The organism is Anaerosolibacter carboniphilus, from assembly GCF_014205875.1.
GTDB classification, from domain to species: domain Bacteria; phylum Bacillota; class Clostridia; order Peptostreptococcales; family Thermotaleaceae; genus Anaerosolibacter; species Anaerosolibacter carboniphilus.
Window position 1 is genome coordinate 39683 of sequence record NZ_JACHEN010000027.1, and the last position, 23696, is coordinate 63378.

The window sequence follows — 23696 nt, forward strand, 5'->3', positions numbered from 1 at the left end:
TTATAAGGAAAATCTTTTTGAAAGAAAGATATTTATAATGATTACTTGCTGTTGCTTAAAACATCCGCACCTATACTCTTTAACTTCGTATTTAAATAGACGCCTGTTATGATAATCACTGCACTCAACAGCTTGATACTCGTAATCTCTTCATGTAAAATCAATGCTGATAAAATGATAGAAAACACGGGTACCAGATTGATAAAAGCTGCCGTTTTGCTGGCACCGATGGTTTTGATAGAAATCTGCTGTACCAAATATCCAATAACAGATGCAAAAATAGCCATATACAATACAGAAGTCCATCCCATCCAGGTTACCTTCGGAAGATATTCCAATGGTTTCTCCCATAGAACAAAAGGAATCAGCAGGATCAAACATACCAGGAAACTATAGGAAGTTAAGATCAATGGGGAATAACGATCCGTTATTTTTCGACTGATAATGGAATACACAGCCCAGCATAATACCGCTAAAAGCATCAATAAATCTCCTATGTTAAAGGATAAAGATGTGAACACCGTTATATCTCCGTTGGAAACCGTCAATGCAATCCCTGAAAATGCCAGTAAAATTGCCCCAAATCTCTTTAGGCTTAAATGTTCTTTTAGAAATATAGCAGCAAGAATGCCAGTGATTAGCGGATTGGTTGCACCAATCATAGAAGAGTTCATAGCAGAAGTATATTTCAAAGCAATAAAAAATAATACATGATAGCCAAACATACCAATAAGTCCCAGGGCCAGCATATATGGCCAATCTTCCTTTTGCAATCTCCAACTTTTTTCTTCATATTTGATCATCACAACAAAAATAACCATGGTAGCAAATAGAAATCTAAAAAATGCCAAAGAAAATGGCGGAAATTCCCTTATTCCTATTTTCCCAGCAATAAATGCGCCTGCCCAAAATACTGTACACAGCACCATCAGCATATGTATTCTATGTTGATCCTTTCCCATACTTCTCCCCCTTTTTATCTATGTCTTCTATCTCTATTGTACCGTATAAAATAAAAATAAAAAGCCCTAATATTTAGGGCCCCGTAATGATTATGATCTAAAGTTTGTAAATTGCAATTCTACACCAAAATCTTTTTCCTTTAGCAATTGGATGACAGCTTGTAAATCATCTTTGTTCTTGCCTGTTACCCGTACCTGATCATCCATGATCTGAGCCTGTACCTTAAGTTTCGAAGCCTTGATAGCAGCTACTACATCCTTTCCCTTTTCCTTTGAAATCCCTCTTTGGATCTTTATAATCTGCCGTTCTAAACCTCCAGAACCAGGCTCTATTTTTCCGTAATCCAATGATTTTAACGGTACATTTCTTTTCACCATTTTTGACTGTACTATATCTATGATGTTTTTAATCCTAAACTCATCTTCTGCAGCAATCTTAATCTCATCTTTATCTAAATCAATCTCTGCCTTACTTCCTTTAAAATCATATCTTTGAGCTAGTTCCTTTTTCGCTTGGTTTACTGCATTGTCTACTTCTTGAAGATTTACTTCTGAAACAACATCGAATGAACAGTTACTTGCCATGAAAAATCCTCCTTGTTTCTTAGTTATCCTTAGTTCTATTTTAATGAATTCTTGGAATAATTACAATTATTATCCTGCTTTTTTTCCATACTTATACAGTTATTAGCTTCTCATCTTCCCATAATTTCACTCTTTCTCTGCAATATTTCCCAAGAAATATAGAATATTTAGATAAAAAACTTTCGTCAGATACTTCCCTGGAAGGCTACAGATAAGTCTTTCTGGATATCATAATTCACGATTTACGTGCTGCACGATATCTTCGACTTATAGGTTTTACTTCCAAAATATCCGACAAAAGTTTCATACAGAAGAATCCATGTTTTAATAATAGCGATGGATATAGTCATTTTCCAATTCAATAATTCTTTTAAAGCTCATTTCATGATTGGGCTCAGCTTTAAACTCTAAATATATAAGATCACCTGGTTTTGCACCTTGGGGAATCATTTGAACTGGTATGATGACGGTATAATTTTTCTCTGTGACAATTGTTGCTGTATCTCCATTGATCTCATGAAGCTTTGCCACCATTTTACCCATCTCCTTCATATGATCTTCTACTTTATCATAGTCGATTCTTTTTAAAAGATGGATTTTATAACATAGAACGATAAAATTAAGGCATAAAATGCCCTTGTCTTGCCATAAAGCTGTCACAGGCCGATTGCATTTCGAAAACCCTTGATGTAAGTTCTGCTTACTGGAATTTGATCCTTACAATTCTTCATTTGGATTAGAAAAGTATGATTGAACCACAGCTTTATCTCATCAATGTTACTTAGATTTACGATATACGCCCTATGGGTTCTAAGAAACCTGTCCTTCGGCAGTTTAGATTCTAAGTCCTTCAGATTCATATAGGCCATGTAGTTTTCCTGCTGGGTATGGACTGTACACTGTCTTCCGTCCACCGAGATATAAAGAATTTCATGATAATCAATGATCTTGATTTTTTCAGCTTCCCACACAGCCAGCTTATCTGCAAGCTTTAGGTTGATCGTCTGATGCAGCAGCTTTTCCGTATCCTTTTCTGATAACCCCTTCGCCATAGTTTTCTTTTTTTCAATTTGATTCATGATCCTGACAATGGTGGCTTCAATACGTTCTTCCCGAAAGGGCTTTAGAAGATAATCTGTAGCATTCAATTCAAAAGCCTGCAAGGCATACTGATCATAACCAGTAGCAAAAACAATAAAAGGTACTGACTTCAAGGTTATTAGTTCCCGTGCCGTTGCAATCCCATCTCTGTTGGTCATATGTATATCCAAAAAAACAATATCAGGTTTCTGTTTCTTTATCAATTCCAGCGCATCTTCCCCATCATAGGCTTCCCCTATAATTTCAATTTCAGGATATTTACTTAACAGGAACTTAAGCTCTCTTACCGCAGGCAGTTCATCATCTACTATAATCGTACGCAAGTGATTATCCCCCTTCTATTATTCATCCCTAGGAATCATGAAATGCACTTTTGTGCCTTTTCCTATTTCACTCATCATTGACAATCCGCAGGTGATGCCATAGATCTTTTTAAGGCGTCTATCCACATTACGAATACCAATACCACTATTGTTACAGTTTTCATCTAAAATGTTCTTTATCTTTTCTTCATCCATACCCATTCCATCATCTTCTATGGCAATATGAGTGCCCATTTCATTCTGGCTGGCTATAATTTGAATGGTTCCACCTTCCTTTCGCGGAAGTAAGCCATGTTTTACGGCATTTTCGACAATAGGTTGTATGATCAGGGGTGGTAGTTGGCACCGAATATCTTGTCCGATATCATAATTTACCTTTAATCTATGGCTAAATCGTGCTTCTTCTATGGCTAAATAAGATTGCACGTTCTTGATTTCATCATAAAAGTCGATAAACTCATCTACCTTTTGTAAATTATTTCTAAAGTAATGCCCTAGATCTAAAAGAAGCTTTCTCGCAATGGCGATGTCCGTCCGTGTATAAGAAATAATGGTATTTATGGCATTAAATAAGAAATGGGGATTAATTTGAGCTTGTAATGCTTTAAGCTCTGCCTTTTCCAGTAAACGAATTTTTTCATCTGCCTCACTAATTTCAAGCTGTGTTGAGAACAACTGGGCCAACCCTAATGCCAATTGAATATCCACATCTGTAATACTATTTTCTATTTCCTTATATAAAACCAAAGTACCGATGATTTCCTCTTTCATTTTTAGAGGCACTGTAACAGCTGCCATGAGCTTGCAGTCTCTACAACTGCATCCAATCTCCTTTCTATTCTGAAGCACGCCGTAGATTCCCATTTCCAGAACCGCTCTCGTACTACGATTCATAATATGATCCTTTGGTTTATGGTGATCAATCCCCAGGCCCACATGAGTCAGTATGGTATCCTCCTTTGTGATGGCTACAGCAGAAATATGATCTACCATTTGATAAATAATTTCACCCGCTCGCTGAGCACTATTAAAATCCAATCCATGCTTCAAATAGGGAAGGGTCTTATTGGCGATCTCTAAGGCCAGCTGAGCCGCTTTGGCGCTGATGCGATCCTGTTCCTGATAAATATTATCCAAGATAGAAATAAATATGGCTACTCCAAAGGAATTCACTGCCATCATGGGAAGTGCAATAATTTTTACAAGAGTCCAAGCAGCTTCAAACGGTTTGGCAAAAAGTAAGATCATTCCGAAAAGAAGTATTTGTGAACTAAGGCCTACAATGAATCCATAAGTACCTTTCTTTTTCTGCTTTAAAAAATGTTGATTTAGCATACCACTAACGATTCCGGCCAGCAATGTGGTAATGGCACTGGCAAACGCTACATATCCCCCCATATAAAGACGGTATATACCTACTATCAGGCTTGTTCCAATTCCTACTACTAGGCCGCCTAGCAAACCCGCTGCTGCCACCACTGTCATACTGCTGTTGGCAATGGCATTGTGAATAGGTATTCCAAAATAAGTCCCTATTATTCCGAATATTGAGAAAATAATTGTCAAAAAAAATTTATCCTTTATCATAAATTTACTCTTTACCAATGTCATCCTAAAGAGCTTTGTTTTTGACAGCAAAAAAGCGACCACTAAAATAACGGATATCTTATCCGTCAATGCAACCACAATCTTAGAAACCTCCATGGTCCACCCCCTCGCCTAATTCCATTTTATCATATTCCAGTTTTTTTTAAATGGATATTCAAAAGCAATTGTTTTTTTGCACAATAAAAATCACCAGATGCTCTCTGGTGATTTTTTTCATTACTTCAGTAACTCTTCATTGATTACGATCTCATACTGATTTTTAAGCTGATTGGTATACTCTCTATACAGCTGATTTTGTTTATTTCTAAGGAGATAATCTTGGATCTGTCCCTTTACCTCATCAAAGGCAATTGTTTGAGGACCTTTTCGTTCCTCAACCTTTATAATATGGTATCCAAACTGAGTTTTTACCAAATCGCTTATTGCACCCACTTCAAGGGCAAAAGCTGCCTCTTCAAACTCTGGTACCATTTTTCCTCTTTCAAAGTGGCCTAAATCTCCACCTTGGGCCCTTGAAGGACATTCAGAATATTGAGTTGCAGCATCTTCAAAACTCTTACCGCCATGGATTTCATCCAAAATCATTTTCGCTGTTGCTTCGTCATTGGCTAAAATATGTCGAGCACGCATGGATTCCTCTGCAACAAATTGCTCTGGATGCTGATCATAGTATGCCTTTACTTCCACCTCAGATACGGTTACATCCTTTAACAAATAATTAATGGCATATTGCTTTAGAAGATTTTCCTTCATCGTTTCTACTTCTTTTAAAAAGTCCTCATTGCGATCTAACCCTTTATCCTTTGCATCTAAATACAGCATTTCTTGAGTTATCATTTCACTTAACAAGTATTTTCTACCCTCTGGTGTATTAAACTGCATGGCTTGATTCTTCGGGGCATGCTGCAGTGCAATATTTAAATCATCCTTAGTAATTTCTTTGCTACCTACTGTGGCAATAATCTGTTTTGTCATGCCTAATCTCCTTTATGTATTATTTTTCTACTCTATCATAGCACAATGCTTTGAATCCGTCTAACATCCTTTTCTATCCTTATTTCATTTCAAATCCTCTATTTCTTAGATATTCTTTCATATGAGGTCTTGTTTCCGCTTGCATTTTTTCAGCCATCTGCTGGGTCCATGAATCGCTTCTCTTACCCTGAGTTCGCTCTACATAATAGGCACTGATTTTTTGATCGTAGTCTTCAATTTTCTTCAAATCATTTTCATTGTTATAAAATTCTTCTTTATAAATCACCGCTAAGGGCAGCCTTGGCTTGCTTCCAGGATCTTGCGCAGGATATCCCAAGCAAATACCAAAAACAGGATAAACAAATTCAGGCAGCTTTAGAAGCTTGCTAACCTCCTCAGGGTTGTTTCGAATCCCACCGATATAAACGCCTCCCAGTCCCAGGGATTCAGCTGCTATCATGGCATTCTGAGCTGCTAAAGCTGCATCTACGGTGGACATAATGAAGGACTCCGTGTATTCTCCTACCATCTTCATCCCGTGAACTGTACAAGCCATTTCCAAACGATTTAAATCGGCACAGAATACCAAAAAAACAGGACACGTCTCAATATAAGACTGCTCTCCACATAATTGAGCGAGTAATCTCTTGTTTGCTTGATCTTTAATGCCGATAATGGAATATGCTTGAACAAAAGAAGAGCTAGAAGCCCATTGAGCGGATTCAATAATCTCCCGTATCACTGACTCATCAATTCCTTGATCCGTAAACTTACGGATAGAACGATGGGACTTTAACAGTCTTATCACATCATTCATTGTATTTCCTCCTTTTTCCTATCAATTATGTTCATTATATCCGATTGGAAGAAAAAGTTCAAAGGAGGGTGGTCTATTCTTTTCCTTCACTTAATGCTTAATTTCATGGGGTTTTATAATTATATCTTTATAAAACATCACCATACACCCAGCGGTTGTTCTCTCAGCTAAGGGTAATATACATTTGGTGGTACGATAATATCGGTGTTCATTTTCTTGTATGACTCTAAATTTTTTATATATCTTCATGGCTACCCTGGCATTAAATCTTATATATTCACTGATCGTGTCAAATAATATGGCTCCTTTTTCTGCCTTAAATTCCTTTATATAGCGATAGGTGCGCTTCACAAATGTTTCATATTGACGATGATTATCCAATAATCTAATATTGGCATGCTGAGGGACTGTCATGTCTTGAATGATATGGGTAGCTGCACCAAAATAGAACATGGCCTTGTCAAATTCTCCAATACTCCAAAGAAATAGAGCTCTCTCATAATACTCTTTCCCTAGATTAGCAGCATTTTCCCTTCCATATAATCCTTTTCTGGTATGGGGATTATAAAAATGCCCACTGCTTTTAAAATCCTGATCTGCCCAATAGGCTCCATCATTGATGGGCATAATATGGCTGCTAAAAAAGTTGTACTCTTCTTTATAGCCATCATTCTTCAAAACCTCCAGCGCCTGGACATTAAGGTATTTATGAACCTTACATTGGGTTCTGATCACTGCTTTTTTAAATGGATTTAGTACTGTAAAAGCAGCCTGAAGAAAATTGCCATAGGTTGTTTCTAAAATGCTCATATGATCACCCTTCATTTCGTTTTATTACTGTTAGTATCCCTCGTTCATAGCATAATAGCCAAAAAACTTCTATGCTAAGGCAGAAGTTTTTTGGCTATTATCATCATCAGATTATGTATTCATTGCGAAACGATTACTTTGTTACATCCACATTCAATGCATTGTTGAAACGATTAAAATAGTTGAAGATACCTATAACACAAGCGATTTCAACGACTTCGCCTTCATCAAAATGTAATCTCAATCGATTCCATAGGTCATCGCTAACATTATTAGCGTCTTTGGACATTACCTCTGCAAACTCTAGAGCCACCAGCTCCCTATCCGTAAAAAGGGCTGGATTATCCTCCTTATCTGCCATTGCGTAGATTGCATCTTCTGATACACCAAACTGTTTTGCCAAAACAGTATGAGATGCCAGTCAGTACTCACATTGGTTCAGCTGAGATACTCTCACTGCAACCATTTCCTTTAATCGGATGTCTACCGTCCCTGTATTCAATACTGTAGAAAAGTGTTTATACGCAGTTTTTAAAAGTTCTGGTCTATGGGCTAGGGTTCTAAACATATTTGGTACATTTCCCCGCTGCTTCAAAAAAGTCTCGAATATCTCCTTGCTTTCCTGATCAACCTCTTGCGGTGTCAAGGGCTTAATTCTCGCCACTAGAAATCCCTCCTCGTTTCATGTTTAATTCCTATATTCTATCTTGACATGAAGGTTCTCTCTTTTCAATCATCTCACAAAGCTTCTTATGTGTCAAATCTATGACTTCCATATTTTATGATATAAATGAGTTTATTTTGACTTTTTTCTTTCTTTAGATCTATTGCCCCTCATTCATAAAGATCAATGAAAAAGAATAACCTTTGACGAAAGGTGAAACGATATGACTAGGTTTGGAGTATATCTGGGTTCTTTGGGTAATCATTTCATTATTTGATCCCTCAAGCCTTGTTATCGTTCATAATCACTGGTTTCTTCAATTTACAATCCATAAGCAATTCAATATAATAATAGTATTATTATTACATAAACATGTAAGGGAGATGCATATTTTGGAGCTCAAGCGAATTCAACATGTTACCTATCGAGAAACAGAGGATATTTATCATCGTCTAACAAAACTATCCGCCTATACCCCAAGATTTGACGAAGTTTATTCCTTTTATAAATATCTGGTTGCTGTTTTGGAGGAGGGCTCACGATATTTTTACATCATGGATGACAAAACCACCATTGGTATCTGTTTTCTAAAGAATATTAACCGTACTGATAAGAAGTGTCAGATGGATGTCTATATATTCGATCATGAAAATATAGGAAAAGGATATGGAGGCTTTGCTATTAGGTCCCTATTGTCCATCGCATTCCAAGAAATGCGGCTTCATAGTGTGATTTCTTTTGTTCATTCCAACAATGAGAGATCTATTCGGGCATTAACCTCTATTGGTTTTAAAGAGGCAGGTAGACTTAAAGAAAGTATATTTAGAAACAATCAATTCTATGACGAGATTCTATTCCAGATTATGGAATCCGATTTTATTAAGTAGAGTCATGGGAAAGGGATTTAGAGTATCTATTATTCTAATCACTGCTTTTTTCATTAGTGTTTTTGCCATTATTGAAGCAAATATCCTGTACACAGCTGCCAATGAAAAACCTCGCCCCTCCGATGTAATCATCGTTTTAGGTGCCCACTTATGGGGTGATCAACCAAGTCCTTTGCTTAGGTATCGTTTGGACCAAGCTGTCGCCCTCTATCGCCAAGGGTACGGGAAATATATTATTGTCAGTGGCGCTCAGGGTGACGATGAATTAGCAACAGAAGCCTATGCTATGGCGGCCTATTTGATGCGTCATAATATTTCAAAAGACATCATTTATCTGGAGGAAAACTCCTATAGCACTTACGAAAATATGAAGTATAGCAAGGAAATCATGGATCGAGAAGGTTTTCAGAGTGCTGTCATCGTAACCAATACTTTTCATGTTTACAGAGCCTTAGAAATCGGAAAACACTTTTCCATTCCCGTCAGCGGCTCACCAGCAAAAATGCATCCCTCCATGCTTACAAAGCTAAAGTACTATGTAAGGGAGTTTTTTGCCGTAATTAAATTTCTTATCATAAAAAAATAACAAAGTTGCCTATCGGCAATTTGTTTTCGCTAGGAAACCCTAGGTTTCCTTCGACGCCTGCAATGCAGGTTCCTGAGGACCTTCCTGAATACGGCAAAGGGGAATCCCCTCTGCACACCTCATATCTAAGAAATTGAAAACCATAATTTCCTATATATTAACAAAACCAGCCATTTTGGCTGGTTTTTATTATTAGCGCATCCTATTGATGTTCAGCAATTATCGATCTTTTGTAGGGTTGGACGCCCCCTATCCAACCGATGTTATTTCGCCCTATCATTCTACAAATACGCATTCATTATATTATTCGAGAATGTTAACAGCGTCTTATTTTAATCTCTCATTTAACGCTTTCCCCAAGGATTCATATCCTGGTTTTCCCAAAAGCGCAAACATATTTCTCTTATAGTCCTCTACCCCAGGCTGGTCAAAAGGATTCACTCCTAAGAGATACCCACTCATGCCACAGGCCTTTTCAAAGAAGTAAATCAGTTTTCCAAAATAGTAAGGATTTGCTTCCGGCAAGCCTATGACTAAATTCGGCACACCACCATCCGTATGAGCAAGCATGGTGCCTTCAAAAGCATGATGATTCACTTGATTTAGGGATTTAGCTGCCAAGAAGTTCAATCCGTCTAGGTTCTGCTCGTCTTCCGGAATTACAATATCCTCTCTAGGTGACTCTATGGTGAGCACGGTCTCAAAAATATTTCTTCTTCCATCTTGAAGTAATTGTCCCATGGAATGCAGATCCGTAGAAAATTCTACGGATGCAGGGAAAATTCCCTTTCCATCCTTACCTTCACTCTCTCCATATAACTGCTTCCACCATTCTGCCACGTAACGAAGAGAAGGCTCGTAACTAGCCAATACTTCTATTTCCTTTCCTTTTCCATAAAGAATGTTCCTTAGCACAGCATATTGATAACAAGGATTTTGAAATAGATCGTCTACGCCGTATAGATCATAGGCATCCTTGGCACCCTCCATAATTTGTTTAATATCAATTCCTGCTACTGCTATGGGCAGTAACCCTACGGCAGTGAGAACAGAATATCTTCCTCCCACGTCATCGGGGATTACAAAGGTCTCATAGCCCTTTTCTGTTGCCAGTTGGCGCAATGCACCCTTCTTGGCATCCGTAATGGCATAAATGCGCTCTGCTGCTCCATTCTCTCCATACCTCTGCTCCATATAGGTTCTTAATAAACGGAAGGCAATGGCAGGCTCTGTAGTGGTTCCGGACTTAGAAATAACACAAAGGCTGATTTCCTTGTCCTTTAATACTTCCATCAAATGATTGTAATATGTACCGCTTAAGTTATGCCCTACAAAGTAGATTTCTGGGGAAGTTCTTTTTTCCTTTGACACTATATTGTGGAAAGTGTGCCCTAGTAACTCTATTGCTGCTTTTGCACCAGCATAAGACCCTCCAATGCCTACTACAATAAATACATCTGAAGTTTTTTCGATCTTCTGGGCTGCATTAAGAATTCTGCTAAATTCTTCTCTATCATAGTTTAATGGATAATCCACCCATCCTAAAAAATCATTTCCCGCGCCAGTTTTGTCGTGGAGGGCTCTATGGCACTGCTTCACCTTTTCTCCATAATAATTGATCTCATGATCCTTTATGTTGGCATTATCATACCTAAATTGAATCTCCTTCATCCTTTTTCCTCCTAGCCTTGTCTTTATATAATATTTTCACCGATAAATGCAGCTCCAATGATGCCAGCCTCATTCCCCAACTGGGCTAAAACGATATCTCCATATTGTATTTCTTTACATAATACCAATTTCCGAACTGCATCATCTACCTGTTGGATGAAATAATCCCCTGCCTTGGATACCCCGCCTCCAATCACAACTCGATCTGGATCCAAGCTATTCATGATATTAACTATTCCAATAGATAAATATTTGATCATTCGATCTACTGCCTCTACTCCCAGGGAGTCTCCTGCCTTGGCAGCATCAAAGATAATCTTGGCATCTATATCTTCTATCTTGCCATTGGCCATTCTCAAAATATTTGTATCTTTATACCCCTCTTCAATTCTCTTTCTTGTATATCGAATTAAAGCCGTTGCTGAAGCTAGGGTCTCAAAACAGCCATTGGCACCGCAATTGCAATTATAGAAATTTTCTCCGATAATCATATGACCAAATTCCGAACCAGCACTGTGGCTTCCGCTATAGATTTTGTGATTGATAATGATGCCGCTACCGATTCCAGTACCAATCGTCAAGAAGACAGAATTTTTTATTCCCTTGGTAGATCCAGCAACATATTCTGCCAAGGCAGCCACTGTGGCATCGTTTTCAACATAAACGGGTTTTCCAAAATGTCGTGAGATTTCTTCACCTAGAGGAATATTATACCAGGATAAATTTGTGCAATAGATTACCTTACCTGTGTGGGCTTCCGCAATGCCAGGCACACCGATTCCAATGGATCTTATTTCGTCTATGCCAATATTCACACAATCTATGGCATCTTCAATCTGTTCAATCATGTCACGAATAATCAGTTGAAAGTCCCTTCCCGCATATGTAGGCTTCGAATTTTGATAAAGTATCTTTCCATCTAGGCTAACAACACCTACTTTGATGCTTGTGCCTCCCAAATCTACACCAATAAACATTTTGATTCCTCCTACCCCTTCAACAATTTCCAAAATATTATAATTCATTATATCATATGGTAACAGATAAGGACATATAGGTCAAAAAGTGTCCCAGAAAAATCTTATTGTTTAAGAAATATAAAGAGCAGGATTCTCCCTGCTCTTCAACGTCTACATTCCCCTTTTTGACAGTTCTACGAGAACACATCCCAAATAATTTTGCAAATTTTTTTCTTTACAAAAGTCAATAATTTCTTCGCTCTCAGCACCGGGTTGTATAAATATCTTCTCTATGCCTAATGCAGCTGCCTCTTTGACAATATCCAACCCAGTGTGAGGATTGATGCAAAGATCAATGACATCAATGCCTTCTTTGATCTCACCAAGGGAATGGTATACCTCTGGACTCTGACTTCTTGGATTCACTGGAAATACTTGGTAACCGTTGCCAATCAGCCTATTCTTGATAATGCAGGCAAACTTTGAAGGATTTAACACATCCCCTACCACCGCCCATTTCTTTTCATTCAGCATTTCTTGACCTAGCATAAACACGCCTCCTATCTCAATTTATATATTCTTTATCCCTAATAGCCTTTCTGTAAATCCACCACATTTAGGAGTGCCTCCTCGTTTTTATATCGTCGCAAGTTCTCAAGGATCAAAGCAAATCGTCGCTCATTTCTCATTTCAGATATCCAAGAATTGTGAGGTGTTACAATAACACTTTTATAGTCCCAAAAAGGATGGCTAACAGGTAAGGGTTCCTCTTCAAAAACATCTAAGGCCGCACCTTTAATCTTTCCATTGTTTAGATTTTTTATCAGCGCACCCTCATCCACAATGTTTCCCCGTGATACATTGATAAAATATACTGGATCCTTCATCCAACCAAGGGTTTGATCATTGATTAAGTGCTTGGTTTTCTCCGTATATGGAATTGTCAGTATGACAATATCACATTCTTTAAGCATTTCTTCCATTTCATCCATGGGATAGCAACGAAGGAAAAAAGGTGTGTCTTTACCCGATGTATTCAACCCTAATATCCGCGTTCCAAAACCCTGAAGTCTTTTGGCAGCTTCCCCTGCAATGCTTCCCGTACCAATAAATCCTACGGTTTTTCCATAGAGTTCAAGGAGAGTTGTATCCAAAGCCCATTTTTTCTGTTGCTGTAGTCCATAGAGCTTACCACTGTTTTTCAGCAACTCTAAGATCTTCATGACAATCCATTCTCCTATAGGAATACTATAGCCACCCTTGTTATTTGTCAAAGTAATCCCTGTCCTTTGGATATATGCAACGGGCGCTTGATCAATACCAATACTGGAGAGTTGAATCCATTTTAGGCTCTCCATCCTTTGAATATCCAGGTGAGGGAACGGATTGTAGCAAACGAGAATTTCTGCATCCTTTGTCTGTTCATTCAGCCTTACGTCCTTTTCATAGACATAAACAACCTCATAACCCAAATCTTGAACACAAGACATCTTTTTTTGACCATAATCATAGGTAAACAAAACCTTCATTTCTTTCTCCCCCACTATACATGATTAAAATCGCTAATCCTTCTTCTTCCTTTGAATGATTTTATCCACTGGAACCACTTTACTATTGATAATAGTCACTGGCTTCACTTGTATATTCAATTCTTTCATCATTTTATACATGATGAATTTTTCTCGGTCCTTTACAATGTTAATAACCACACCTTCTCTATGCATTCTGCCTGTTCGCCCCGCTCGATGGAGATAATCAATTTTATTTAAAGGCAGATCCATATTAAAAATATGAGATACATTTCTAAAGTCCATTCCCCTTGTAAATAAATCAGTGGTAACCAATAGCTTTAGCTTTCCTTTTTGAAAAGAAGCCAGCAAATGCTGTCTGTCCTGATTTTTCGTCCTACTTTGAATTCCTCCGATGGAATATCCCTTTCGATGAAGATCCTTTACAAAACGATCCACGTTCTCATTTTTATTAATAAAGATAAGTGCTTTAGAAGGTTTAATCGCTTGTAGCAATTCCTCTAAGGTTTCTGTCTTTTTCGGGGTCTTGCTTACAACATACTGATGCTCAATTTTATTAGGGATCGGTTGCGCTTCATCTAAATTGATATATTGGGGTTCCTTCATCAGTTGATACAAAACCTCCTTGGCTGCGTCGGACATGGTGGCTGAAAAGCTCAGCAATTGTCTATCCCTTAATGTGCTTTGTATCACTGCATTGACCTTTTCACCCAATCCTTGTTCCAAAATCTGGTCCACTTCATCTAAAGCAATAATATTCACTCCATGCATCTTTATTTTTTTGAGACCAATGATATGTACTAGCCTTCCTGGTGTCGCAATGATCACATGAGGCTTTTCTTTTAGCTTTTCCAATTGACGTTCGATATCCATCCCCTCTACGATGGACTGAATCCTGATTTCCGTATCCTGAATGATATTTTCAGCTTCTCTCTGAATTTGTAAGCTTAGCTCACGGCTTGGTGCCAAAACCAACGCTTGTAACTCTCTTTTTTGAGGATCAATCTTCTGAATCATCGGCAGCAAATAAGCCAAAGTTTTACCCGTACCTGTTTTTGCCTTACCAATTACATCTTTCCCCTCTAAAATGGGTAAGATCGTCTTTTCCTGTATTTCGCTAGGCTGTATGATATCTATTTTTTCTAAGTTCTTTGCTATGAATTCCTTCAGTTTATAATCTTTAAATGTTCTCACAGACATTCTCCTTTTCTGCTTTATAAATCTATTATACCCTATAAAGCTTTATACCATATCCACCATGTTTTTGCAAAGTCAAGTTAAAAAACTCTCTATTTTTCAATGAATCTTTTTATCATTTCCTATCTTTTTTCCATACCTCTTTTATAGAATTCTTCCATGAGGTCTTCAGGTACAAAGAGCCCTCCCGTAGCCCAAGCAATATGGGTTGCATTTTCCAGGGCAATTTTTTCTATGGAAGCACTATTCTCTTTAAAACGTTTAAATCCTAGGAGGGCGGCAGCGGAGGATGGCTCAATCTTAATATCCTCTAAATCTTTCAGCTTGGTCACGATGGAATATAGCTCTGAATCATCCACAGTATAAACCCCGTCAATCCAAGGCCCTACCATCCGACTTACCAAAGCTGAGGGTGCTCCTACCGCAAGACCATCGGCTTCCGTCACATTATCCATATGGAAATCCTGAACCCTTGCCTTTTCATAAAGGCCTGTCATCAAACCCAATAGCATACAGGGTGAGTGGGTGGGTTCTGCAAAGAAGCAATACACATCTTCCCCGAAAAGGAGCTTCGCACCAAAGGTAACACCACCCGGAGCACCACCAACACCGCAGGGCAAATAAAGAATCAAAGGGTGATCTTTATCGCTCCTAATATCGTTTTCTTCTAGCTGCTTTTTTAGACGATAGGCTGCAACACTATAGCCTAAAAACAATTCCTTTGATTGCTCATCATCAACAAAATAACTCATGGGGTCCTGATCCGATTGTTTTCTCCCCTCTTCTACAGCCTTGCTATAATCCGACGCATATTCAATCACCTGAACACCTTTTTTTCTCAAAAGAACCTTTTTCCACTCCTTGGCATCAGCAGACATGTGAACTGTTACGCGAAAGCCAATGGCTGCACTGATAATTCCAATGCTCAGCCCTAGATTACCTGTGGAGCCAACGGCGATTCCATATTTCTGAAAAAATCTCCTAAAGTCTTCTGATGCCATGATGGCATAATTATCTTTATGGGATAATAGACCATGCTCTATCGCCAGGGTCTCCGCATGCTTCAGTACTTCATAGATCCCACCCCTGGCTTTGATGGAGCCTGCCACTGGCAGCTCGTTATCGCATTTGAGGAATAATCTGCCTGGAATCTTCATTTCATTTTTACTTTCCAAATATAACTTCATTTTAGAAATCTCCTTTAGAGGAGATTCGATAATACCTTGGCTACCCTCTGTTTCTGGGAAAAGCGCTTGAATTAAGGGTGCAAATCTCTGCCACCTTTTTTCTGCATCCATGATATCCTCTTCTGTCAGAGTTAGAGAGGGAAGGTGATTTTTCACTGTATCTTTTTTAGGGTTCTCCCAGAGGATCGGTTCATATGCCATCAGCTCCTTAAGTAATGGAAAATCTATCCTCCATTCATTTAGGGTCCTATTATAAATATAGCCTTGTCCCATGTATACTTCATCCTTTCTCTGTCTCTTTTTCATTTTTTGAATCCTTACTTGTCTATCTACTTCTTTATTATTTTCTTTCCCACACGAACAGATTAAAATCCTTCTCCTGAGGGCGAAAGCCGCTCTTTTTAAATGTTCCTTGAGATCCAATATTTTGGATAGCTACCAATCCACTAACAAAATCCACACCCAATTCCTCACTATATTGTTTCCCCTGTTCCAATAGCTTGGTGGCTATGCCCATATGCTGATAAGCAGGTGCTACAGCGATCAAATCTACCCATAATCCTCTATAGTGTAAGGTTTGTACCTGTAAGAGACTGATAAATCCTACTATTTCTCTATCTTTTTCTGCAACAAATATCTTATTTCGCTGATCCTTGGCGATTTCGATAATTTTCTCTTCACTATATTTGCAGTCCTGGAATGTCAATTGATCTATTCCCTTTAATTGGGTCGCATCCTCCAGCGAATCGTTAAACACTCTGATCCTCAATGTCATGCTCCTTTTCATCCCCCTCGACGCTATATCTTGAAATGTAATATCCCTATATATATTTCCCTGATTTCTTGTAGATTCCTCCATAATATTTAGTACTTTTTTCAATCATAATGAATATTGTAGTAGTATCAGAACAAAATTGACTGCGTCAATTTATTGAGGAAGCCCTATGTTTTTCTCGATGGCTGCAAGACAGCTTCCTTATGGTTCCCTGAATGCATTTTATGTTTTGTTCTATCTTTGGGTAGTATAGATTTTTTGCGTATACGAGAAATCGAGGTGATAAAATCATGGCTTATTCCGACAGAGAATTGCTGGCAAGAATGATTCGATGTGAAGCAGGTGGCGAAGGAGAAAATGGTATGAAAGCCGTTGCTACTGTCATCATGAACAGAGTCCGGGTTCCCTATGGCGAATACCACCGTATCGGCCAAGGTGATCTCCGAAAAGTAATGTATCAAAAAGGACAATTTGATTGCATGCGCTCTGTTTTAGCAGGTAAACCCAATCCTCAAACGATCTGGTCAAACCCACCAGAGCAGATTCACTATGATATTGCCGATTGGGCCATAGCTGGCAACCGATTGTTTACTGTGGGTTATTCCTTATGGTACTTCAACCCGTTTCAGCCTACATGCATACAAACATTCCCACGCAACGGTTCTGGTACCTTCCAGGTACGTGTAATACAACACTGCTTCTATAATCCAACAGAGCTTTATGCACAGACATAATCAATCATAATTATATTTAAGGAGGATGATATATGTTTCGTCAAGATTATCCAAGCTATTACTACCGTCAGATGCCTATGGGCCCTATGATGCCTGGTATGCCCATGACACCAGGAATGCCCATAATGCCAATGATGCCAATGACCCCTGCCACACCAGGTACCACCGCCGTTCCCCCAGTTCCTTTGCCAACACCAATTGACACTACCATTCCACCTGACTTTGAAATCGAACCAGGCGCCCCAGTCGAGCAAGATATTAGCTATACACAAGGATATCTTAAGACACAAATTGGCAGGTATGTAAAAATTGACTTTCTTATTGGCACAAATATGTTCGTCGATAGAGAAGGTACCCTCGTCGATGTAGGCATCAGTTATGTCATTATCAGAGAGCCTGAAACCGACGATTTGGTATTGTGTGACATATATTCTATTAAATTTGTAAGAATTTACTATTAATCCAATTTTCATTTGTCCATATCATACAGACTACTTTATGATTTATAAAGTAGTCTGTTTCATAGTGGAAAAAAATATATACATGCTTCTTAATCAATTCATGAGAAAGGTGCTGATCTTTTTGTATTATTCTCCATATCCTCCATGTATGTACAGGATGGCTCCTATCCCATCCTATATAAGAATACTCCATGCCTCCCCCGACACCCCAGCGGTAGATGTATATGCAAGCGGCAATCTCATTGCCCAAAATTTAACCTATAAGAATTTTACGCCTTATCTCCCATTGACTCCAGGAAGATATTCAATTCTTATATATCCAGCAGGTACAAAAGTAACACCCCTGATCAATACGAGTCTGGATGTTATGCCCGATTCTAATTATACAATTGCAGCTACAGGTATGCGGAGAGATATCAAAGCCCTCATCGTTCCTGATACAGCCTTACCACTGCCAGCAAATCGTTCTCAGATTAAATTTGTTCATTTATCTCCCAATTCTCCCATGGTTGATCTCGTCACATCCGATGGTACTATCCTCTTTAGAAACATTGAATTTAAAGAAATCAGTAACAATCTGATCATCAATCCAAGTAGATACACGATTCAAGCACGGGTTGCAGGAACTACCCAAGTGATTCTAACTGTACCAAATGTAGTAATTCAAGGGAATAGGTACTATACGATTTATGCCGTTGGACTGGCAGACCAAAATCCTCCTCTTCAGATGTTGATTGCCCTGGATAAAGCATCCTATTAAAATATCTAAAAAGCGAACACGCCATTGTGTTCGTTTTTCTTTTTCGCCCCTATACAAAAGAAAAACTACCCTTTATAATAAGATAGAAATTATATTATTTCTTAGGAGGAAATGGGACTTGAAGCACGTCAGAGGAATTTTTTTTACTGGATTATTAGCATTAATACCAATCGTAGGTACCTTGAGTATTGTGGGATGGTTATTCAATCGAATTGATCTGATTTTCCGTCAACCCTTGGAACAACTTATAGGCTTCCCTCTGGTTGGGGTTGGAATCATCCTTACCCTGCTCATCATATTTGCAACTGGTGTCATTTCAAGAAATTATCTTGGAAGGAAACTGATTCATATCGCAGAAGCAGTATTACGAAGAATTCCTCTTGTCAGTACGGTTTTTGTTTCAATGAAACAGTTGGTGGATCTCATATTCACAGATCAAAAAAGCGCTTTTAAATCTGCTGTTTTGGTACAATATCCCACAAAAGGTATTTATGCCATTGGTTTTGTCACATCGGAAGCTCCACAGGAGGCAAAAACAAAAACAGATAAAAATCTTAAAAGCATATTTATCCCTACAACGCCCAATCCAACTTCAGGTATGCTGGTGATGATTCCTGACGAGGATACCATCAAGTTAGATATAACCGTGGAAGCAGCAATCAAAATGGTGGTTTCCGGCGGTATTCTTATCCCTGATCATTTGCCTGTTGAAAATAAACCAGATGAGACGCGCTAGCGCGTCTCATTTGGTTTATTTATTTTTCTACTTAATGCTCACCTTGTATTTTTCAAACCAAGTGTTTACTTGTATCAAATATGCAAACAACTGAGGCCCATTCATCAACTGGCCGAACCAGGGTTTATTAAAGCCAATATCTCTGGCACTTAGAAGCTGATTTAATTTGTCTTTATTTACAAATTGCAATAATGGAGAATTTGGATTTTCAATGATGGTTGTTAAGCGTTCCCTCACTGCTGCCAAGTAACTAGGATTGTGGGTCTTTGGATAAGGACTTTTCTTTCGCATAATGACATCCTCAGGCAGAATGCCCTTCAAAGCCCTCCGAAGGATTCCCTTCTCCCGATCATCACAGTTTTTCATTTCCCATGGTATGTTCCAGACATATTCCATCAGTCTATGATCACAGAAAGGTACTCTAACCTCTAAACCTGTTCCCATGCTCATACGATCCTTACGATCCAATAAGGTCGTCATGAACCAGATCATATTCATGTAGAATAGAGTACGCCTCGCTGCGTCTTCAGGCTTTTCTCCAGGTAGATGTGGCACCTCTTTTAATGTTTCTTGATACCTGGCGTCTAAATAATCCTTGGGCTGAATTCTTTGATAGAGTTCCGGTGAAAGAAGTTTCATTCTTTCTTCAAAATTTCTTACCCAAGGGAAGGAATTATTCTTAAGCGCTTCAGTATCATGGAACCATGGATATCCACCAAACATCTCATCTGCACATTCTCCTGACAAGGCAACAGTGGCATCTTTTTTAATTTCTTTACAAAACAAGTATAAAGATGAATCAATATCAGCCATGCCCGGTAAATCTCTCACATATAAAGATGCATCTAAGGCATCCACCAACTGTTGTGTATCCACATATATATAGTGATGATGGGTACCTAGGTATTCTGATACTTTTTTTACCCATGGACCATCTGAATTAGGTTGGAACTCATTGGCTTTAAAATACCTATCATTGTCAGTATAGTCTATGGAGTAAGTATGAAGCTGCCCAGTCCCATTCCGTTTGTATGCTTCTGACGCAATGGCTGATATGGCGCTGGAGTCAATCCCTCCTGATAAAAAAGTACAGACTGGCACATCTGCCACCAGTTGTCTCTCCACAGCATCAATTAGTAATTCCCTTATGGTCTTCTCTGTGTTTTCCATATCGTCCATATGGGGTTTACTCTCAAACTGCCAATATCTCCGCAGATGGGCGCCACTTCGATCATAAAGAAGACAAAAACCAGGCCTTACCTCGTAAATCCCTTTAAAGACACCATGTCCTGGCGTTCTTGAGGGACCCATGATAAAGATTTCAGATAAGCCCGCCTCATCTACCTCCGCTTTGATTCTATCATTTTCTAAAATTGACTTTATTTCAGAGCCAAAGACTATGCCGTCACTGGTCTCAGCATAGAAGAGGGGTTTTACACCCAAGCGATCTCTAGCCATAAACAAGGTTTGATTTTTATCATCCCATATGCCAAAGGCAAATATACCATTAAAATACTCTACACACTGGGGCCCCCATTCCATATAAGCTACCAGTAACACCTCTGTATCCGAATTACTTTGAAAGTGATATCCTTTACTTTTCAAAACGTTGCGAAGATCTACAAAATTGTACAGCTCCCCGTTGTATATCACCACATAGGTATTGCCATCTCTCTCTTTGATCATGGGCTGAGCTCCTCCTTCAGGGTCTACAACAGAAAGCCTTCGATGTCCTAGGGCAGCATGGCAAGACAACCATAAGCCTTTAGCATCAGGACCTCTATTTGCCAGAGTAGCCGTCATTTCTTCTAATACATTCCTCTTTTGTGTTAAGTCATGATTCCAATCAATCCATCCTGTAATCCCACACATGAATATTGCCTCCTTAATTTTCAGTTGATAATTATCTTATTTGATTCTGATTATTATTTGTATATGATATATTACTATTTAATAAGGATTTCTTGTGCCTGTACAAAGAAGAGAAGGTTATAGGAATTAAATTCCTATAACCTTCTCTTCTTTAATGGGCATCTATTTCAAACACTTTATCCAGCCGTGTCAATTGAAAAACTCGTTGCACATTTCCATGGACACCAATGATTTTCAAAGTACCTCTATTATCCATACACCTCTTGTATACCCCTACTAAAACTCCTAATCCCGTGCTATCGATAAATTCACAATGCTGGAAATCAATAACAAAATGTATTTTTCCTATTTCAAACATACCATAAATCTCGCTTCGAATCTTTCCGACTTCCTCAACGGAGAAATTTCTAGGAATTACAATATGCTCTGCATTTATATGCGTGTTCATGGTGATCTCCATGCTATTCACCCCTAATAATAAATTTTCTTACCAACGCATCTAGAGAATTGGCCATAGAACTTGCCTCTTCAGCTGTAGCAGCCAAAGTTTCTACAGCTGCCGTTTGTTCTTCTGTAGCGGCCGCCACTTCTTCACCATTTGCACTGGTGGCTTCTGTAATAGTGGCAACAGTATCAATCAATTTTATTACTTGATCTGATGTTGCTACTTCATCCTTTGTAATCTCAACAATTTCTTTGATGTTTTTGACCATGCCCTCCACAGCATAAATAATGCCTATAAAGGCTTGATCCGTTTCTTTTACGACCTTTACGCCATTTTCTACCGCATCCTTTCCATGATTCATAGATAAAACAGCTTTTTCTGTTTGCTCTACCATTTGTTGAATCATGACAGTGATCTCCTTAGCTCCTTGATTGGATTCCTCTGATAGCTTCCTTACCTCTTCTGCCACTACTGCAAATCCTCTACCATGTTCTCCTGCCCTCGCAGCCTCAATAGCAGCATTTAAAGCAAGTAGATTTGTCTGTTCGGCAATTTGATTGATTGTATTGATTATACCCCCAATTTTCAAGGATAAATCATTTAAAACCTCCAGAATTTCAGCCGTATCATTGGTACTGTGTTCGATGACTTCCATAGCAATGACGGTCTCATTTACCTTGCTTCGTCCCTGCTCTGCGGTCTCCATGGTATGTTTGGCGCTATCATTTGTCCCCATGGCTTTACTTTGAGCAAGCTGAACCAAACTGGATAGTTGTACCAGTACCTTAGAGACGTCTACAACTGAGTGATTTTGCTGATCCATGTCCTTTGCTACCTCCTGGATGCTGACGCCAATGGTCTGGGTCGTACCATTTACCTGCTCCGAGGAAGCTACCATTTCCTCCGAGGCAGCCGCCAATTCTTGAGCTCCTGAACGCACTTGAGATACAATGCTTGACTGGTGCTCGATCATCTGATTAAAAGAAGTAGCTAAATCTTGGAACTCATCTTTCGTATCTATTTGAGCAATTACTGTTAAGTCTCCCTCTCCTGCCCGATTCATTAATCCTTGAAGTTTGCGAATCGGAGAAATAATACCGAATTGCCCATAGAAATAGGCAAATATCATAGCAGCAAGAATCGAGATGAATGTAATCAGAATAGTATTCAATCGGATATCCAAGGCTGAGGACATATAATCATCATAGTTTGCTGTTACAGCTACAACCCAGTTTCCTGCAGATTGGAAACTCACAAATTTGTAAACGCCCTCATATGTATAAAACCCAGTTCCTGTCTCTCCAGCTTGCATTTTCTCTGCCAAAGCCTTTAATTCTTGATTATCTGTCTCATAAATATTGAGCTTAAGAATATTCTCTTTATTGGGATGGGCTACCACAAGAGCATCTTTATTGACCATATAGGCATAGCCGCTCTCTCCGATTTTTATTTCCCCCACATGCTTCGTGATATTGTCAAACTTGATGCTTCCGATTAAAACGCCTACTACTTTATTTTCAATGAGTAAGGGCTCTGCAATGGCTACCACCAATTCGCCAGAGATTTTTGATGTGATAACCTCGCTCATGGCAGTAGACCCTTGAAGTGCTTTCTTCACATAATCTCGATCTGTCAGATCCATATCTATAGATGGATTTTCATTGGAAAGGACACCCTTCCCATTGATATCTGCCACAATTAAAGAATCAAGCAAATCACTATTGTCTTTGTATTCCTTACTCAGATAGTTAAAAGCGTTCAGATTCGCTGTTTCTCCCTCACCTGCAGCTGCTCGAATAATATCTTGGTTGTGGCTCAAAATTCGAAGAACTTTTTTGGCAGAATCCGTCGTTTGTTCCACAGCCTTACTAGTCTGACTGGTGGTTTCATGGAGTTGTTGCTCAATGGTCTCCTGTAAAGCATTGGAAGCCATTTGATAAGATAGAAATCCTAAAACACCCAGTGGAACAGTGATTGCAAGAAAAAAACTCAATAATAATTTTACCCTTAAACTAAACCTCATTACGTTAACCCCCATCTTGTCTTTGTAAA

26 protein-coding genes are annotated in these 23696 nt (G+C 38.8%); 6 read left to right on the forward strand and 20 right to left on the reverse strand.

Translation table 11 applies throughout. The features are described 5' to 3' along the window. Window positions 1–41: 41 nt before the first annotated feature. The 10 genes from HNQ80_RS18785 to HNQ80_RS26530 form a co-directional block, all read right to left on the reverse strand. Entirely contained in the window at window positions 42–962 is a 921-nt protein-coding gene (locus tag HNQ80_RS18785) for a DMT family transporter (protein ID WP_243183404.1), read from the reverse strand. 90 nt (window positions 963–1052) lie between these two features. Beyond that, window positions 1053–1547, reverse strand: coding sequence for a YajQ family cyclic di-GMP-binding protein (locus tag HNQ80_RS18790; RefSeq protein ID WP_184312222.1), 495 nt, complete (start codon window positions 1545–1547; stop codon window positions 1053–1055). 324 nt (window positions 1548–1871) lie between these two features. Further along, on the reverse strand, window positions 1872–2207 hold the full coding sequence (locus tag HNQ80_RS18795; RefSeq protein ID WP_207727094.1) for a hypothetical protein: 336 nt from the start codon (window positions 2205–2207) through the stop codon (window positions 1872–1874). Next, window positions 2204–2971, reverse strand: a complete 768-nt coding sequence (locus HNQ80_RS18800; RefSeq protein ID WP_184312224.1) for a LytR/AlgR family response regulator transcription factor — start codon at window positions 2969–2971, stop codon at window positions 2204–2206. Before HNQ80_RS18800 ends, HNQ80_RS18795 begins: the two co-directional genes overlap by 4 nt. Window positions 2972–2989: 18 nt before the next feature. Beyond that, window positions 2990–4675 carry a LytS/YhcK type 5TM receptor domain-containing protein gene (locus HNQ80_RS18805; RefSeq protein WP_184312225.1) on the reverse strand — a complete coding sequence of 562 codons (1686 nt, stop codon included), beginning with the start codon at window positions 4673–4675 and terminating at the stop codon, window positions 2990–2992. Window positions 4676–4795: 120 nt separating this feature from the next. Beyond that, window positions 4796–5554, reverse strand: coding sequence for a peptidylprolyl isomerase (locus tag HNQ80_RS18810; protein WP_184312226.1), 759 nt, complete (start codon window positions 5552–5554; stop codon window positions 4796–4798). Between the two features lie 79 nt (window positions 5555–5633). Next, window positions 5634–6371: an oxygen-insensitive NADPH nitroreductase gene (nfsA, locus tag HNQ80_RS18815; RefSeq protein WP_184312227.1), complete on the reverse strand. Its 738-nt coding sequence runs from the start codon at window positions 6369–6371 to the stop codon at window positions 5634–5636. 90 nt (window positions 6372–6461) lie between these two features. Then, window positions 6462–7181 (reverse strand): zinc dependent phospholipase C family protein, encoded by a 720-nt coding sequence (locus HNQ80_RS18820; protein ID WP_184312228.1) that lies wholly within the window; start codon window positions 7179–7181, stop codon window positions 6462–6464. A gap of 133 nt (window positions 7182–7314) precedes the next feature. Further along, window positions 7315–7584, reverse strand: a complete 270-nt coding sequence (locus HNQ80_RS18825; protein ID WP_184312229.1) for a carboxymuconolactone decarboxylase family protein — start codon at window positions 7582–7584, stop codon at window positions 7315–7317. Between the two features lie 18 nt (window positions 7585–7602). Further along, the gene (locus HNQ80_RS26530; RefSeq protein WP_184312230.1) at window positions 7603–7845 is read right to left on the reverse strand and encodes a carboxymuconolactone decarboxylase family protein; all 243 of its coding nucleotides are present in this window, start codon (window positions 7843–7845) and stop codon (window positions 7603–7605) included. Window positions 7846–8237: 392 nt separating this feature from the next. On the opposite strand from HNQ80_RS26530, the gene HNQ80_RS18835 reads away from it, so the two are divergent. Further along, window positions 8238–8732 (forward strand): GNAT family N-acetyltransferase, encoded by a 495-nt coding sequence (locus HNQ80_RS18835; RefSeq protein WP_184312231.1) that lies wholly within the window; start codon window positions 8238–8240, stop codon window positions 8730–8732. A gap of 4 nt (window positions 8733–8736) precedes the next feature. Continuing rightward, entirely contained in the window at window positions 8737–9318 is a 582-nt protein-coding gene (locus tag HNQ80_RS18840) for a YdcF family protein (RefSeq protein WP_184312232.1), read from the forward strand. 327 nt (window positions 9319–9645) lie between these two features. On the opposite strand, the gene HNQ80_RS18845 is transcribed toward HNQ80_RS18840, so the two are convergent. The 7 genes from HNQ80_RS18845 to HNQ80_RS18875 form a co-directional block, all read right to left on the reverse strand. Next, the gene (locus HNQ80_RS18845; protein WP_184312233.1) at window positions 9646–10989 is read right to left on the reverse strand and encodes a glucose-6-phosphate isomerase; all 1344 of its coding nucleotides are present in this window, start codon (window positions 10987–10989) and stop codon (window positions 9646–9648) included. A 23-nt stretch (window positions 10990–11012) separates the two neighbouring features. Further along, on the reverse strand, window positions 11013–11966 hold the full coding sequence (locus tag HNQ80_RS18850) for an ROK family protein (protein WP_184312234.1): 954 nt from the start codon (window positions 11964–11966) through the stop codon (window positions 11013–11015). A 153-nt stretch (window positions 11967–12119) separates the two neighbouring features. Next, entirely contained in the window at window positions 12120–12497 is a 378-nt protein-coding gene (locus tag HNQ80_RS18855) for a CoA-binding protein (RefSeq protein ID WP_184312235.1), read from the reverse strand. A gap of 38 nt (window positions 12498–12535) precedes the next feature. After that, window positions 12536–13477, reverse strand: a complete 942-nt coding sequence (locus tag HNQ80_RS18860) for a phosphoglycerate dehydrogenase (RefSeq protein ID WP_184312236.1) — start codon at window positions 13475–13477, stop codon at window positions 12536–12538. A 33-nt stretch (window positions 13478–13510) separates the two neighbouring features. Next, window positions 13511–14671 (reverse strand): DEAD/DEAH box helicase, encoded by a 1161-nt coding sequence (locus HNQ80_RS18865; RefSeq protein WP_184312237.1) that lies wholly within the window; start codon window positions 14669–14671, stop codon window positions 13511–13513. Between the two features lie 125 nt (window positions 14672–14796). Next, entirely contained in the window at window positions 14797–16167 is a 1371-nt protein-coding gene (locus HNQ80_RS18870) for a D-serine ammonia-lyase (protein ID WP_330602956.1), read from the reverse strand. A 34-nt stretch (window positions 16168–16201) separates the two neighbouring features. After that, the gene (locus HNQ80_RS18875; protein WP_207727095.1) at window positions 16202–16648 is read right to left on the reverse strand and encodes a GNAT family N-acetyltransferase; all 447 of its coding nucleotides are present in this window, start codon (window positions 16646–16648) and stop codon (window positions 16202–16204) included. A 278-nt stretch (window positions 16649–16926) separates the two neighbouring features. Here HNQ80_RS18875 and HNQ80_RS18880 point away from each other — a divergent pair, with 278 nt between their 5' ends. The 4 genes from HNQ80_RS18880 (at window position 16927) to HNQ80_RS18895 (ending at window position 19327) form a co-directional block, all read left to right on the forward strand. Further along, window positions 16927–17370: a cell wall hydrolase gene (locus HNQ80_RS18880; RefSeq protein WP_184312239.1), complete on the forward strand. Its 444-nt coding sequence runs from the start codon at window positions 16927–16929 to the stop codon at window positions 17368–17370. Window positions 17371–17402: 32 nt separating this feature from the next. Beyond that, the gene (locus tag HNQ80_RS26070) at window positions 17403–17831 is read left to right on the forward strand and encodes a hypothetical protein (protein WP_243183407.1); all 429 of its coding nucleotides are present in this window, start codon (window positions 17403–17405) and stop codon (window positions 17829–17831) included. A gap of 148 nt (window positions 17832–17979) precedes the next feature. Beyond that, window positions 17980–18591 (forward strand): DUF4397 domain-containing protein, encoded by a 612-nt coding sequence (locus tag HNQ80_RS18890; RefSeq protein ID WP_207727096.1) that lies wholly within the window; start codon window positions 17980–17982, stop codon window positions 18589–18591. A 118-nt stretch (window positions 18592–18709) separates the two neighbouring features. After that, window positions 18710–19327, forward strand: coding sequence for a DUF502 domain-containing protein (locus HNQ80_RS18895; protein WP_184312241.1), 618 nt, complete (start codon window positions 18710–18712; stop codon window positions 19325–19327). Between the two features lie 27 nt (window positions 19328–19354). Here the strand turns inward: HNQ80_RS18895 and asnB are convergent, their stop codons facing one another. The 3 genes from asnB to HNQ80_RS18910 all read right to left on the reverse strand — a co-directional run bounded on the left by asnB (window position 19355) and on the right by HNQ80_RS18910 (window position 23667). Further along, entirely contained in the window at window positions 19355–21199 is a 1845-nt protein-coding gene (asnB, locus tag HNQ80_RS18900) for an asparagine synthase (glutamine-hydrolyzing) (RefSeq protein ID WP_184312242.1), read from the reverse strand. Window positions 21200–21350: 151 nt separating this feature from the next. Further along, a complete protein-coding gene (locus HNQ80_RS18905; RefSeq protein ID WP_243183410.1) occupies window positions 21351–21659 on the reverse strand; it encodes an STAS domain-containing protein in 309 nt (102 codons plus the stop codon). Window position 21660: 1 nt separating this feature from the next. Beyond that, complete coding sequence (locus tag HNQ80_RS18910) at window positions 21661–23667, reverse strand: methyl-accepting chemotaxis protein (RefSeq protein WP_184312243.1); 2007 nt, start codon at window positions 23665–23667, stop codon at window positions 21661–21663. Window positions 23668–23696 lie beyond the last annotated feature (29 nt).

Excerpts from the sequence above, each read along its gene's own strand:
- HNQ80_RS18785 (WP_243183404.1), bottom strand. The coding sequence starts at position 962 with ATGGGAAAGGATCAACATAGAATACATATGCTGATGGTGCTGTGTACA.
- HNQ80_RS18845 (WP_184312233.1), bottom strand. The coding sequence starts at position 10,989 with ATGAAGGAGATTCAATTTAGGTATGATAATGCCAACATAAAGGATCAT.
- HNQ80_RS18820 (WP_184312228.1), bottom strand. The coding sequence starts at position 7,181 with ATGAGCATTTTAGAAACAACCTATGGCAATTTTCTTCAGGCTGCTTTT.
- HNQ80_RS18910 (WP_184312243.1), bottom strand. The coding sequence starts at position 23,667 with ATGAGGTTTAGTTTAAGGGTAAAATTATTATTGAGTTTTTTTCTTGCA.
- HNQ80_RS18850 (WP_184312234.1), bottom strand. The coding sequence starts at position 11,966 with ATGTTTATTGGTGTAGATTTGGGAGGCACAAGCATCAAAGTAGGTGTT.
- HNQ80_RS18855 (WP_184312235.1), bottom strand. The coding sequence starts at position 12,497 with ATGCTAGGTCAAGAAATGCTGAATGAAAAGAAATGGGCGGTGGTAGGG.
- HNQ80_RS18890 (WP_207727096.1), top strand. The coding sequence starts at position 17,980 with ATGTACAGGATGGCTCCTATCCCATCCTATATAAGAATACTCCATGCC.
- HNQ80_RS18840 (WP_184312232.1), top strand. The coding sequence starts at position 8,737 with ATGGGAAAGGGATTTAGAGTATCTATTATTCTAATCACTGCTTTTTTC.
- HNQ80_RS18880 (WP_184312239.1), top strand. The coding sequence starts at position 16,927 with ATGGCTTATTCCGACAGAGAATTGCTGGCAAGAATGATTCGATGTGAA.
- HNQ80_RS26070 (WP_243183407.1), top strand. The coding sequence starts at position 17,403 with ATGTTTCGTCAAGATTATCCAAGCTATTACTACCGTCAGATGCCTATG.
- nfsA (WP_184312227.1), bottom strand. The coding sequence starts at position 6,371 with ATGAATGATGTGATAAGACTGTTAAAGTCCCATCGTTCTATCCGTAAG.
- asnB (WP_184312242.1), bottom strand. The coding sequence starts at position 21,199 with ATGTGTGGGATTACAGGATGGATTGATTGGAATCATGACTTAACACAA.
- HNQ80_RS18870 (WP_330602956.1), bottom strand. The coding sequence starts at position 16,167 with ATGAAAAAGAGACAGAGAAAGGATGAAGTATACATGGGACAAGGCTAT.
- HNQ80_RS18905 (WP_243183410.1), bottom strand. The coding sequence starts at position 21,659 with ATGGAGATCACCATGAACACGCATATAAATGCAGAGCATATTGTAATT.
- HNQ80_RS18875 (WP_207727095.1), bottom strand. The coding sequence starts at position 16,648 with ATGAAAAGGAGCATGACATTGAGGATCAGAGTGTTTAACGATTCGCTG.
- HNQ80_RS18810 (WP_184312226.1), bottom strand. The coding sequence starts at position 5,554 with ATGACAAAACAGATTATTGCCACAGTAGGTAGCAAAGAAATTACTAAG.
- HNQ80_RS18790 (WP_184312222.1), bottom strand. The coding sequence starts at position 1,547 with ATGGCAAGTAACTGTTCATTCGATGTTGTTTCAGAAGTAAATCTTCAA.
- HNQ80_RS18860 (WP_184312236.1), bottom strand. The coding sequence starts at position 13,477 with ATGAAGGTTTTGTTTACCTATGATTATGGTCAAAAAAAGATGTCTTGT.
- HNQ80_RS18805 (WP_184312225.1), bottom strand. The coding sequence starts at position 4,675 with ATGGAGGTTTCTAAGATTGTGGTTGCATTGACGGATAAGATATCCGTT.